Origin of the sequence: Streptomyces sp. LBL (assembly GCF_029893585.1) — a bacterium.
Taxonomy (GTDB): Bacteria; Actinomycetota; Actinomycetes; order Streptomycetales; family Streptomycetaceae; genus Streptomyces.
Genome location: NZ_JARXYX010000057.1, coordinates 20,308 through 33,625 on the forward strand (window position 1 = coordinate 20,308; position 13,318 = coordinate 33,625).

The window sequence follows — 13,318 nt, forward strand, 5'->3', positions numbered from 1 at the left end:
TTGCTGGGGGAAGAGAGATGTCACGGGCAGGGCGCCGACCCGAGCCGGGGCAAGGGCACTGGTTCCCAGCCACCGGTGAGGAAGGCTGCCCCGGCCTCTTCGCATACGGTGCGGGCACGCCGGTCGGTGAGGAAGCCGGCACGGTCGCTGTACTCGGTGGGCCGGGCCGCCGTCCGGTGCACCGTCCACAAGCCGTCGCTTTCGGTGCCGTCCGCAGCGGTGAGCCGGCGCAGCCACCGATCGAGGGGATCGGTCTGCGCGGCTTTCCTGGGCCTGGTGCGGGTGTAGGCGATCAGCCAGTCCGCGAGCCACGGCCTGTCGGCCCGGCGGCTGATTTCCCGGAGCAGCAATTCCGTCGCGGCGCCTGCCCCTTCGGCCGCGGCCGTCTCACGTAGCCGCTGCTGCCAGCGCGGAGCGCCGAGCAGCCGGGCCACAGCGATCGTCTCGGGGTAGGACACCAGCGCATGCGCCACCACGGCCGTCGGCATGGATCCCGTGACCGCAGCCAGCCGCCGTACACGGTCCTGCCAGACCGTCTCGGATCTCCACCCCTGTACCTGCCACGACCACACCACCGCCGCGGCGAGAGCCACCACCTCCGCCGCATCAGGACGTGCCCGCACGAGAGCGGCATGGTGACGGTGAGCGGTGAGGACCTCGGGCAGAGTTTCCAGCGGAATGCTCGCCGGTCTCCCGGGATGTGCGAGGAGCCAGCACCGGTGACGCAGGCAGATGTGCCCGGCCGTTCCCGGGTACACCAGTACCGGCCGTCCGGGCCGCCAGGACCGCCCGGTACACGAAGGGCAGGCCCCCACCCATGCCTCGCCCGGCATGTACCAGGCCGCCCGCAGGTTCTCGCCGTCCGCGAGCCGCCCGTGCGGGGCGGCGAGAGCGGGCAGCAGGTGGGCGAGCCGGGACAGGGGAAGACCGGTGGAGCGGGTCAGGGCCATTCGTGCGGGTGTGTTGAAAAACAGTTCCAGGCCGGTGCCTGGAGTACCCGTCACCTGCACTTGGTGCGGGCCGTTCAGGATGCCCCGCAGCAGATCTTGCGCGGGCAGACCGTACGAAGCGGCCATCCTGCGGAACCAGGAGCCGGTCAGCTCCCCTGCCACGGGCGGAATGCGAACAAGCGTGGAGACAGCGGCAGGGGTGGGGGCTTGCACCGGCATCGTCCTTTGTACGTGGGGGTGTCGAGGGCAGGGTGGGGCCCGGCGCGCGGCAATGGCTCGGCGCCCCCTCGTAGAGGGGAAGGGAGGACTACGGGCGGGCGGGCCCGTGGCAGGACGGGCGGGAGGCCCGGGCGGGACCTCCCAAAGCGACGGTCAGCTGTCGGGGCGTTGCCAGCGGGTGTCGCGCGCCGCGTTCGTGGCCTGGATGTCGAGGACTACCTGCGCCAGTTGTTTCTTCGTGATCGCGAGGCTCCCGTCCAGGATGGAGCGGATCGCGGCTTCTCTGATGAGGAGGGAGAGGCTGGCCATTACGCCGCCGGTGAGGAGATGGATGTAGGCGGCGTGGCGTACCAGCGTTCCGGGCCGGTGGCGGTCCAGCCGCAGCGCCCCCTCCATGTCGCCCAGGAGGGTGTGCCACATCTTCTTCTGTTCCGGGGTGCCGTTGAGCAGCGGGGGAGTGCGCAGGAGTTTGCAGCGGGCGGCGAGCTGGGCGCCGCGGGGCCCGGTCAGCAGCGGTGAGTCCTCCACGTTGACACCGGCCAGCACGAACGTCGCGGGTACCCGTTCCATCAGGGTCTTGACCTGGTCGGAGGTGTCGGCGCCGGGCCGTGTACGGGTGTTGAGCAGGTGCACGTCGTCGATGAACACCAGCCGGGTGCCCCGCTCCAACATGACGTGGCACACGGCGTTGGTGATGGTGTGTTCGGTCATCCGGTCGTGGACGGGAATGCCGGCGAACCGGGCGAGGACCTTGGCCAGGTTCCTGGGCGTGTAGGTGGGCGGGACGGAAGCGAACAGCACGGGCATGGAACCCTCCAGGCCCGGCCGGCGGCGCCGTTCGCTCAGTTCGAAGAACCTGCCGAGTTCCGTGAGCGTGGTCGACTTTCCCGCCCCCGGTGGCCCGGACACGATCAGCCCGCGCCGGGCCGTGCTCGACTGCCGGTTGTTCACCAGCAGAGTGACCCTCAGCTCTGCCATCGCCCGCTCCATAGAAGGCGTCTTGAGGGTGACGAACTCCGAGTGATAGTCCAGCCGCCTCGTACGGTTCCAGGACGGGTCGTCCACCGGCGGGGCGATCCCCCGCAGACGGCAGACGTACTCCTGCCACCGGACGCAGTCGGTGACCGCGCCCTGAGTGATATCGCCGTCAAAAGAGTCGCCGCCCTCGGCAGCAGTTACGGCAGCCACTGGTCCTCCTCGAAGTCCTGGTCGCTGAGGATGAGAGACCCTCCCGAGACACGGCCGGCCTCGAGCCCGCCACCGACGACGTCCTCGTCGTTCTCCTCGTTCTCGTCCGGCCAGGTCTCGTCGTCGGGATCCGGCGTCGCGTACACGCCGGCCAGCCCGAACGACGGCGCGGGCACATCCAGCACGTTGAGTTCGCCGGAAGGCACCTGCACCGTATCCGCGGCACGGGACTTGGCCACCACCCGCCGCTCCACGGCGGACAGCTTCTCCTTACGTGCGGCCCGCCTGAGGAAGGCGTCCAGGGCCAGGGCCAGTTCGGCCTCGTGTTCCTCACGCGAGCCGGTGCGCTCGACCACCTTGCAGATGTGCTCCCAGACGTGGTGCGTGAACGGGAGGGCGACCGAAGTGGTGTGGATCCACGCCACCTCACGAAAACCCTCCGGCAACCGGACCCAGATCCGGACCGGGTCGTAAGGGTTGTAGTGCACCTCCCACAGACCCTTTTGCGCCCGTACCCCGGAGTCCTGCCCCCGGTGGCCGTTGAGGCAACTGTCGTCATAGGTGCGGTAATCGAACCGGATACCGGCATCGGTGATCGGCTGCCAGCGCACCGGCAGCAGCTCCACGAAGTCGTCCGCCGACAAAGGCACCGGCACGTACCCGGCGACGGGCAGCAGCGCCGCCCACATCTGGTTCGGGGTGAGAGCCTTCTTCGGCATCAGCGGGTGGCGCAGCCCTGCGTGCGGGCGGTGGTGCCAGTACACGAGGAACTCCTCCCACAATGCCTGGAGTTCTGCCACGGTCCACAGCGGCTCCTGCTCGACCTTGGAGCCGCGCTCGCTCACATTCGAACCGGTGTGGCCGGGCAGCCACTGACAGAACAGCGAATTGATCGACCCGAACGACCTCTCCACATGTCCCTTGGCCGGTCCGTTGGCCGGAGGCACCGGCTGCAGCGAAATGCCCAAGCTCTCGCACGCCGCCCGGGTGGCCGGGGAGACAAACACCTTGCCCTGGTCGACCACGACCGTCTCGGGCACGATCACCGGACGAGCCGCCGCGTCCTTCAACCGCTCGTCCACAGAAGTCAGCCGCTCGTGCGGCACGACCGACGCGGCCATCGACAGCCCCGCAGACCAGCCGGGCCGCATCACCATCGGCGTCATCATCTGCGCCAGCAGCACCGCCACGTCCGTCAGCTTGCTTCCCGCCGGCCGCAGCACCCCCCACAGCCCGCACACGGCCACATCCACGGCGATAGTCAGCTCCAGCCGCCCCACCACCCCGTCGTCCAGGACCACCAGCACATCCAACGGCGTGCTGTCCAACATCACGATCTCACCCGGACGCAGCGCCAGCGTCGGCTTGAACGGCGGGGCCGGACGGGCGGCGCGGGCACGCCGCTGCGCCACCGTCCCCTGCAACCCGAGGGATGTCTCCACCGTGTCGAGGAGCTTGTTGAACGTGGACTGCGCCGGCACCTTGACCGGCCGCCCGCCATGCTTGCGGTGGTGGTCCTCCAGCCACCACCGGACCTCCCCGCGCATCCGCTTCTTCCACCCCCGCGACCGGGAGCGAGAAGCCTCGACAGGCAGCAGGGCGCGCAGCGCCTCGACCACCTGCGGATCGGCCCGGTCCAACTGCGTCGAGCCACCACGCTTCTTGACCAGCCCCCACACCCCGTCCGCGTGATAGCGCGCACGCCACCTGCGCACCGTCGCCCGGCTCACGTCCGCCCAGCCCTGCGCGGCCAGTTCATCGGCCTTCGCCTGCTCACGCTGGGCCAGCGTGGTGGACGCGGGATCGTACTCGGACCTCACCGACGCCGTGCCGTCCAGGGCGGGACACCCGGTCTCCACCTCACGGACGTGCCGCTCCAGCTCGAACGCACGCCACTGTTCGCCCTCGGACACCGTCGACAGCAGGCCCATCTGCGGTACCCGCAGACGCGGCGGACCGCCCACCGACTCGAAGGTGGCATCGCCGAGCAGCTTCGCCAGCCCGAACACCGCCAGCGTGTCTTCCCCGCCCTCCTCCTCCGTCCCGGACAGCCAGATCCGCGCGCCGGATACAGAGGATGCCTCGATCCCTGTGACGGTCCATTGCCGCCCGCCGTAGCGCACGACAGTGCCGGGCTCCAAACGGGGCCGGCTCACCGTCCGGCCTCCGCCGCACACGCCACCGCGACGGCCCGCGCGTGCAGCGGACGCTCCAGCGGCACACTCAGCACACCCGCCCACAGCGCGTGGAACACCGACGGCCACACCGCGATCGGATCACCCAGCAGCCGCACCCCCTCGACCAAGGCAGTCGGTACCCGGAAACACTCGGCCACCTCCGCCAACAGGCCCTGCGCACACCGCGGATGCCGGTAGCCGGCAAGCCAGCGCACATTGGCCTCCACCACCAACGGCGGCGGTCCGACCAGACGGTAGCGCCAGCCCGCCGCAGCCGCCGCACCTTCGACGTGGGCGGCGCGCCGCACCAGCCGCCTCCCCGCCCCGAACCGGCTCGCACAGTCCACCAGCAGCCCGCTGCCGTCCGCCAGCCGCGCCATCAGATGCGGCGCGTGCGACACGGTCCTGCCGCCCCGGCCGCGCCACAGCAGCTCCACCGGCCGACAGGCCAGGGCCACCACCTGCGGGTCACGGTCCAGCATCATGACCTGCGTGCGCATGGCCTTGAAGCCGTAGTGCACCAGACGGCGGTTGGTCGCTGACCACCACCAACCCGGTGACACCCGGCGGCCCTTGAGGACCGGGAACTGCCGCACCGTCAGACACTTCTCCAGCCGCCGTTCACCGGCGGCCTCCAGCCACGGAATCTCATGCTCGATGCCGCAGGGGTCCACCAACCGTGCGCTCATGCGAGCCGGATCCGCCAGGCGGCTCCGGCTACGGGGAAACGGGACAGCTCCAGAGTGCTGCCTTACGGAGGACACAGCAGACACAGGTAACTCCCTTTATAGCAGGGGGAATTCAGGAAAATGCGCCATCCGGGCGGCCCGGGAGGGCCTTCAACACCGGCGCAGTGGAGCAACGGGCTGTCCTGCGCCGACGGGCCGTGCCAGACGGACCGCATCCGGGCAGCACGGCATGAGGGCATGCGCCGAGACAGCAGAGAGCACCAGCACGGTGCAGGAACAGACCAGTTCGACATGGTGGGAAGCGCTACGGCCGGCGGATGGCAGCGAGGCCTTCGCACCACGGATCAGGGCCGCTCAGGACGGCTCTGTGACGGTGATAATGACGCCCGCGGCACCACACCGGCCGCGGGACGCCGGCAGGGTCAGGCGGGGGTGAGCTCGAGCACCTGGGCCAGGTTGTCGAGCACGGCACGGTAGCGCTCGGGAGGAAGCTCCCTCAGCGTGCTGTTGGTCATGCCCATCAAGGTGTCCAGCTCCAGCTCCGGTTCGGGCTCGTGCTGCCCGGGCTCGGGAGCGGGAGCAGGACGCTCCATATTTGCCGAGCCGGCCGCCCCCCTCAGGGCCGGAGCGGGCCACACCAGGTTCTGCCGGTCGCGGTGCACCAGCAGAGCCAGCGCCAGCCACTCGACCAGATACACCCCGCGCCGCGGCTTTCCCGGCAGGCCATGCTGGAGGAATTTCGCCAGCTCATCCACCGGCATCGGGCCTCCGCGCAGCGCTTCCCACGTCTTCTCCGCCGCCCAGTGCGGAAGGAGCTGCGCCTGCAACTGCAGTCGCGCGTGCATCTCTTCCTCCTGCCACCGCTGCGCGATGGCCCACCCGGCGTCGGTGACAACGAACTTGCCGCGTCCCCCCGTGAACAGGTCCAGGTGGGTGCAGAAACGGAGCGTCTGGGTGGCGGTTTCGGCGGTCACTCCTTCAACGTGCGCCAGGTCCACGCTGGCGACGGTGAGGCGCTTGATGCCGCTCTTGTGGGCAGCAGTCAAAAAGAGGGACCACTGGCGCTGGAAGCTCGCGCGATCAGTCGGGGTCGTCCGCTCGCTGCAGAAGGTGGGGGCGGCGGTCACGTTCTCGGAGGCATCCGGGAAGGCGGTATCGGCAGGGGCCGTGGAATCGGCCTGGGAGAACAGATTTTCCATGGGCGTGAGGGCTTTCCTGTCTTGCTGCACGTAGGGATGACACGCAACGCCCGCTACCAGCACGCTGGGTATAGTGGTGGCGCGTGTAAGGCGTGAGGCCAAACATGCGCACCGTGACACCGCCGGGCCCGGCAAAAGACCGGCGGTGCTCACGCATGTTCAGCCGAACGACTCAGAGGCTGTCGGGCATGGCCCACTCTCCTCCGAGCCGGTAGACACCGGCACGTGGCTGCACGAGCAGCCCTCGCTCATTCTTCAGACGCGACAGTGTCGAACTCAGGTTTTCGATGTTCACATCGGGACGCACCTTCTTGATGTGGTCCGTGATCTCTTTCGCCGTAGCTTCTTCCCGCTCCAGGAGGAACGCCCGGATCGCTTCGGGCACCGTCATATGCGCACGGGACTCCCCGCCGTCGCTCGCCTCTTCGGCAGCGCCGGCACTCACGTCCGGTCCCATGCCTGTGCCGGCCCGACGTCGTTCGATCTGCCGATCGACGGCAGCGAGCAGTCCCTCGGAGCTGTCTGCCATACCGGCCAGGACGTCCTCCCGGGTTCGCACTGCTGACAGTTCGCCTTCCAGCTCTCGCCTACGTCGACGCACCGCTTCCAGCAGCGCGCTGTCCTGCGTCGCCAACTCGACGACCTGGAGGCGCATACGGCGCAGAGCGCGCAACTGCACAGCCAGTCCCTCCCTCCGGACCGTGAAGAGGCCCTTGCAGGGCGCGAGTCTAGGGGCACAGTTACTGCGTCCGCGTCCGCGCCGGGACAAGAGCGCAGTGCCTCAGTCCCGCGCAGTTGCCACTCGACACGGCTTCCACCTGCGGAAACGAACAGATGCTCAACGGGATCGGCCTGACCAGGAAGTACGCGTAAGAGTGAGGCAAGCCGTCCGCTTTTCAGGACGCAGCTTGACGTTGCACGAAATGGACCCGGTCTGACGGCTTCAGCGGACAACGGGCTGCGCCTCAATCCGCTGCTGGAGCCGAGGGCATGGGCTGTCAGGTCACGCAGGTGACCGCGAGCCACCGGTGCGCGCAAGGCCTCACCGGCGCCCTCATCGGCAGGGCGCCGGTCGTCATGACCGCGCCCCGTATCGCAGCCGGGCCGCGCCCGGGGAAGACATGAAGGAAAACCTTCGGGCACCGGTTCGCGTGCAGATGCTGGGCACTTCCCAGCAGGCACTGTCGGCTCAGCCTCCGCGTCTCCGGTCGCCCATCCAAAGTCTTCATCGGTATGCCACCCGCCTCACCAGGAGACCGTCTGGAATGCCGAACACCCGTTCCCTAAATGCCTCTTTGGGGTGCCGTCCGCCACGGGTGCCTGTCGGCATCGACGCAGGTCACACGCCACACCCGACAGGAGAATCGTTCCCGAGCGCAGACGTGAGGGGCCGCCTGGTACGGCATGCTGGAAGCGCAGCAAAGCGGGTGACCACACCCTGCTCGCTACTACCGCGTGACGCCGAGGGCGAGGCTGACGGAAGCCTCCCCCCGTCGCATCACCCGACAACTCCACCTGGCAGTGGGCCTGCCGGGCTCGGCATTTCGCCCTCCGCGCCGGCCATCTGCGTCTCGGCCGATCGGATCTTTGTCTCTCCTCACCCTCTGCGCTGTGGGCTGCCGCTGGCCTTGCCCCGCGCATCGACACGTCTGGCAGACACCCTATGGACTCGCGCTTCACCGCTCAGGACAACCTGCTCAGCGAGGGCCCTCGGTCCCCGCAGCTCCCCCCGCCCGGCGAACGGCAGCGCCTGCGCGAGCTGTGGGGAGCAACCCTCGAAGAGGTCGCCGACGCCCTCGGCGCGGAGCCTGAGGTCATGGCCGAGTGGGAGGCCGGCCGCCACACTGCCGACCTGGCCGACACCTACGCCTACCTGCGCCTGCTCAACGCCTTCCGCGAGCAACTCCCCACCGCCTACGAACCGGACTGGGCAGCACTGCGCAAACCCCCAGCAACCCCGGCTCACGCCCCCGCTGCCCCCAGCATCCCCACTCAGGCGGCCGCAGCCCATGGAAAGGCCAAACCGCCCCGTCGCGGAGCCAGCTGGACCCTGGAGGAGAAAGATAGCCTGCGCGCCGAATTCCTCGCCGGCGCCCATGTCCAAGAGCTGGCCGAATCCCTGGGGCGTAGCGAAAGGGCCGTGCGCTGGGTGCTGTACCACCTCGGACTCATCTCCTTCCCGGCCGACGATGTACCCGCTCCGCGCGTCGAGCCGGAAAAGCCCAAGGCCTACACGGTCGCGGAAAAACGCAAGGTCTACCCCAACGCCTACGAACCTTGGAGCGCCGAAGACGAACGGCGCCTTGCCGAACGCTGCGCACAGGGTGCCTCGCTGACCGAACTGTCCCGGGAATTCGGCCGTAACGAAGGAGGCATCGCCTCCCGCCTCGCCAAGATCAACGCAGAGGGCCCCGCCGCTGGTGAGGCCTGGGAGTACGGGGGAGAAGGCCCCGGCGCCGCTCTTTGACATCACCTCCCCACTCCTCTAACTTAGTGCCTGATCAGATATCGAAGTACGCATATGGAGGTGTGGGTCGGTGCTCTTGACGACCGGGCAGGCGGCCGAGGAGCTGGGATGCGCCGTCACCACCTTCCGTCGCCTCGTGCATGCCGGGCTGCTGCCCGGCATGTCCCGCCGCGGCGTGCGCGTCATGATCCCCCTCGTAGCGGTGCAGTCCCTCAGCGCACGCCGCCACGCGGCCCTGGACCAGATCGAAGCCATGGAGATCGCCGTGTTGAGGGTCGACGCGGCCCAACGGACCGACGAGCCGGACCGGGACTGGATCGGCTTCGCCACCTCCCTCACCCCCGGCGACCTCCTCAAAGCACTGCGGGGATGGTGGCGATGCAACGCGGCGAGCGTCGCGGCCGGGGGAGTGCTGCCGGTGACCCTGTCCGGCTATGTCGTGGCCGTCCTGACCGGCCTGGAACGGTGGGAGAAGAACACCGAGGGCCGCCACGCTTTCCCCGATGCCCGCCTGGCCGGCTACGTCACCGACCTGGCCGCCCCCCAGCTCACCGTCACGGCACACACAGACGGCGACCGCCGACTCGCCGAACTACTGCTGGGCACCCGGCTCGCCTCCCACTCTGGCGGAGCGATCGCCTACGTCCCCACCCATCCCGCCGGCTGAGTCTGCGCCCCGACAAGGAAACTCCCATGGACGCACAGAGCTACAACGCCGCGCTCGCCGAACTGCGCACCGTACGCGACCAGATCAAGAAGGCCCGGGCGGAACTGGCGAAGCTGGAAGCCAACCGGAACCACCAGATCACCCAACTGGCCGTCTACGATAAGGCGAAGGCGGAGCGGATCGCCCCGGCCGCAGGATTGAGCATGGCCGACATCGTCGCGCTCGTCCCCCACCTGAGCCCCGACAGCCTCGCCCGAAGCAGCACCGCCGCAGCGCAGCCCCCGGCCCCCGAGACGACCCCGGCCCCCGACACCGCCGAGCTGGAACCGGCCCCGCAGCCCGCAGCAGCGGCGGCACCCGCACTGCGCACGCCCCACCCGCACCCCGCTCCCTCAGCCCCTGCCGCCCCTGATACGCCGCGGACCCTGCCTTCCCTCCCGGAAGGGCACGCGGGCGACGCCTGGTGCACCCACACCCCGAACTTGGCCTCCACACGGCCCAGCTTCACCCAGCAGGCCCGCTCCACCGTCTTCCTCGACACCGACACCGGTGTCCTGGTCCACCGCAACCAGACCCACCGCCTCGACCTCGCCGGCAGGTCGGCCGCGGACATTCTCACCGCCGTCTTCCACACGCTCCCCGAAGGGGCCGAGCGCATCTACATCACCGCAGGCGATCCCTGGCACCGCGACGCCGACCGCTACCCCTATCTGCGTGACGCCGTCGCAGCCTGGCTGAACGCCCCCACCCCCGGCTGGCGCACTGACACCGGCCGTGGGCGCGACCGCATGGCCGGACACTTCGTCCACGCCCGCAACCCGGTCGGCCGCTACCAGCGCGAGAACGGCAGCCAGCCCGTCGAGATCCGCTCGGTGGGGGAGTGGTTCGATGCCAACGGCGACGAACCGGCCGTCATCCGGGACGCGTTCGTCCTGCTGTGGCAGGCCCTGCGCCGCTACTGGCCCGATGCGGTCATCATGGGCTCCCCCTCCCAGACCGGCCGTGACCTGTGGACCCGCACCATCCCCCAACGCGGCCACCACGCCGACGGCTTCCCCGTCATGTCCGAGGAACTGCGCGGCCTGCTCCACGCCACTGCCGGACAAGGACGCAACGAACTCCTCACCCCGCCCCGCGTCCCGGAACAACTGCCCCAGCTCGTCGAGTACGACCGCACCTTCGCCTACGCCAAACACACCTGGAAATCCCCGGTCGGCACCCCCCGCCGCATCACCTCCGCGACCCTCGTCACCTGGTCGGAGAAGGAAAAGACCCGCGCCCTGTACGGATGCGGCCACTGGCAGGTACGGGTCACTGTCCCCGACTCCTGGAACCACGTCGGCCTCCTGCCCACCCCCGCCCCCGGCGAGCGCGCCTGGCACTACCCGGCCGAACCCGGCACGACCTTCACCACCTGGGCCGGCGGCCCCGAAATCCACACCGCCCTGACCAACCCCATCCAGCCGTGGAAGGTCGAAATCCTCGACGGCATCCTGTGGGAGGACGGCAAACCGCTGGACGACTGGGCCAAGAAACTCAAGGAAACCTGGACCAACCTCTCCGCCCAGGCCCACTTCCAAGGCGATACCCAGCAGAAGAGGGCTGCCCACCTCGCCTCCCGCGCCGTGCGAGCCATCCTCCTGTACGGCATCGGCTCCTTCGCTCAGCGGCCCCGCATGGTCACCGGCACCACCCCCCGCACCCAGGAGCGCGACGTACCGCCAGACGCCGAAATCATCGGCTTCGACGACGAACTGATCACCTGGCAGCGCCCCAGCGGCTTCAGCCGCGACCCCAACGCCCACCCCGAATGGGCCGCCGCCATCTGGTCCGGCGCCCGCGCCGCCCTGCTCACCCAGCGCCACCGCGACGACGACACCTACGCCGGAGCCCTGCACACCCCGCCCGGCACCGTCGTAGCCTTCCGCACTGACGCCCTCTACCTCACCCACCCGCAGAACTGGCCCCATCACCACCAGCCCGGCGACTACCTCCTCAAAGGCCACCTCACCACCCCCGTCGCCGCCCCCACCACAGAGGAAGAACTCCTCACCCTGCGGGACACCGGACGCGCCGCCCTGCCCCAGGCCGCAGGGGAGGCCTGATGCCGCCCCGCTTCCGCCCCAACCGCCCAGCCGGGCAGAGCGAACCGAACGAGGCCGCCCAACTCGCCGACCAACTGCAGACCGCCGGCTACACCAAGCGCGACATCGCCCGCATCATCAACCGCGACGCCTCCCTGGTCTCCCAGTTCTACACAAAGAACAAAGGCGCCGCCTTCGTCCCCGCCCTGCGCCAGGTCCTGGCCGCCGTCCAGACAGGCGGCATCACCGATCTGCCCGAACTCGCCGCCATCGCCAGCCAGCACATCACCCGCCGCACCACCGCCAGCGGCGCAAAAGCCCGGGTCCGCAGCAAAGCCGTCCTCATCACCCCGACCGGGTCGGGCACCGGACGCGTCGGAACCCAGGCGATCGCCTCCGGCTCCGCCCGCCTGCGCCCCCTGATCGCAGAAGCCGCCCGACTGGGCCTGCGTCTGGCCTTCACCGTCCGCCTGGCCAAGACCGGCTACGTGCATTCCTCCGGCAGCCGCACCGACTCACCCGGCATCCGCCGCGACGTCATCCAGCGCGCCGACCACACGGAGGAACGCTCCTACGGCTCCTCCTCCACCGGCGGGTTCGACGCCGCCGACTTCGCCCGACGCGTCGACGCTGCCGGAGGAGACGTCACGGCTGCCGTTCACCAGTGGCTGGTGGAGACCGGACGCATCCGGGCAGACGTCCAGATCCTTCATCTGGAGGTCCGCACGTGGCGTCCCCGCGACGCCACGTGAACAGCAGCCAAGACGCGTTGAACAATCGATCCTGGCCAGCACGACAAGCCAGGCCCCGGCGGGTCTATCATGATTTAGGTGTTTTTAGGCCCTTTGGCCTAGTGGCTTTTTGTTGGTCTGCCTGGCCTATACCCGTCCGGCGGTAAGGCGGCCGTCGAAGAGCTGGTCGAACTCGTTCAATGCTGCCTTCCACTTGTTGTTCCAGCGTTTGCGTCCGCGCCCGGAGGGGTCGAGGGCGAGGGTGGCCAGGTAGATCCTCTTGAGCGCTGCCTGTTCGTTGGGAAAGTGTCCGCAGGCGGTGGCCGCGCGGCGGTAGCGGGCGTTGAGGGACTCGATGCTGTTGGTTGTGTAGACGACCTCGCGGATGGAGTCGGGGAAGGCCAGGAAGGGCACGAACTCGCTCCAGGCGCGCTGCCAGACGGTGGCGATCGAGCCGTACTTGTGGCCCCACTTGGCGTCGAACTCGTCGAGCCGCTCGCGGGCCTGGGCCTCGTTGACAGCGGTGTAGACGGGCTTGAGGTCGGCGGCGACCTCGGGCCAGTCCCTCCGCGAGGCGTAGCGCAGGCTCTGCCGGATCAGGTGTACGACGCAGCGCTGCACGACGGTTTGGGGCCACACGTTCGCGACCGCGTCCGGCAGAGCCGACAGCCCGTCGCAGACGAGCATGAGGACGTCCTTCACGCCGCGGTTGCGCAGGTCGGTGAGGACTTGCTGCCAGAACTTGGCGCCCTCGCCGCCGTCGCCGGCCCACAGGCCGAGGATCTCGTGGTAGCCGTCCGCGGTGACCGCGATGGCCACGTAGATCGGCCTGTTGGCGACCTGCCCGTCCCTGATCTTGACGTGGATGGCGTCTACGAAGACGACCGGGTAGACCGGATCGAGTGGGCGGGTGCGCCACTCGTTCATCGAGTCCAGGGCCTTGTCGG

At 69.3% G+C, this 13,318-nt stretch carries 11 protein-coding genes; 4 read left to right on the forward strand and 7 right to left on the reverse strand.

The features are described from left to right. Positions 1-20: 20 nt before the first annotated feature. From M2271_RS40855 to M2271_RS40880, 6 genes are all read right to left on the reverse strand, one after another. A complete protein-coding gene (locus tag M2271_RS40855; protein ID WP_280892542.1) occupies positions 21-1,169 on the reverse strand; it encodes a TniQ family protein in 1,149 nt (382 codons plus the stop codon). A gap of 153 nt (positions 1,170-1,322) precedes the next feature. Further along, positions 1,323-2,357 (reverse strand): ATP-binding protein, encoded by a 1,035-nt coding sequence (locus tag M2271_RS40860; RefSeq protein WP_280892543.1) that lies wholly within the window; start codon positions 2,355-2,357, stop codon positions 1,323-1,325. Next, on the reverse strand, positions 2,345-4,513 hold the full coding sequence (locus M2271_RS40865) for a transposase (RefSeq protein ID WP_280892544.1): 2,169 nt from the start codon (positions 4,511-4,513) through the stop codon (positions 2,345-2,347). The genes M2271_RS40860 and M2271_RS40865 overlap by 13 nt, the downstream gene beginning before the upstream one ends. Beyond that, complete coding sequence (locus M2271_RS40870; RefSeq protein WP_280892545.1) at positions 4,510-5,223, reverse strand: TnsA-like heteromeric transposase endonuclease subunit; 714 nt, start codon at positions 5,221-5,223, stop codon at positions 4,510-4,512. Before M2271_RS40870 ends, M2271_RS40865 begins: the two co-directional genes overlap by 4 nt. 422 nt (positions 5,224-5,645) lie before the next feature. Beyond that, a complete protein-coding gene (locus tag M2271_RS40875; RefSeq protein WP_280892546.1) occupies positions 5,646-6,485 on the reverse strand; it encodes a hypothetical protein in 840 nt (279 codons plus the stop codon). 109 nt (positions 6,486-6,594) lie between these two features. Further along, complete coding sequence (locus M2271_RS40880; RefSeq protein ID WP_280892547.1) at positions 6,595-7,101, reverse strand: hypothetical protein; 507 nt, start codon at positions 7,099-7,101, stop codon at positions 6,595-6,597. Between the two features lie 984 nt (positions 7,102-8,085). Between M2271_RS40880 and M2271_RS40885 the strand changes: the two genes are divergently transcribed. The 4 genes from M2271_RS40885 to M2271_RS40900 all read left to right on the forward strand — a co-directional run bounded on the left by M2271_RS40885 (position 8,086) and on the right by M2271_RS40900 (position 12,392). Beyond that, entirely contained in the window at positions 8,086-8,889 is an 804-nt protein-coding gene (locus M2271_RS40885; protein WP_280892548.1) for a hypothetical protein, read from the forward strand. 70 nt (positions 8,890-8,959) lie between these two features. Further along, positions 8,960-9,556, forward strand: coding sequence for a helix-turn-helix domain-containing protein (locus M2271_RS40890; protein WP_280892549.1), 597 nt, complete (start codon positions 8,960-8,962; stop codon positions 9,554-9,556). Positions 9,557-9,582: 26 nt separating this feature from the next. After that, a complete protein-coding gene (locus M2271_RS40895; RefSeq protein ID WP_280892550.1) occupies positions 9,583-11,661 on the forward strand; it encodes a hypothetical protein in 2,079 nt (692 codons plus the stop codon). Further along, the gene (locus M2271_RS40900; RefSeq protein ID WP_280892551.1) at positions 11,661-12,392 is read left to right on the forward strand and encodes a helix-turn-helix domain containing protein; all 732 of its coding nucleotides are present in this window, start codon (positions 11,661-11,663) and stop codon (positions 12,390-12,392) included. Before M2271_RS40895 ends, M2271_RS40900 begins: the two co-directional genes overlap by 1 nt. Before the next feature lie 126 nt (positions 12,393-12,518). On the opposite strand, the gene M2271_RS40905 is transcribed toward M2271_RS40900, so the two are convergent. After that, on the reverse strand, positions 12,519-13,318 hold an 800-nt coding region (locus tag M2271_RS40905), incomplete at its 5' end, for an IS256 family transposase (RefSeq protein ID WP_280892552.1).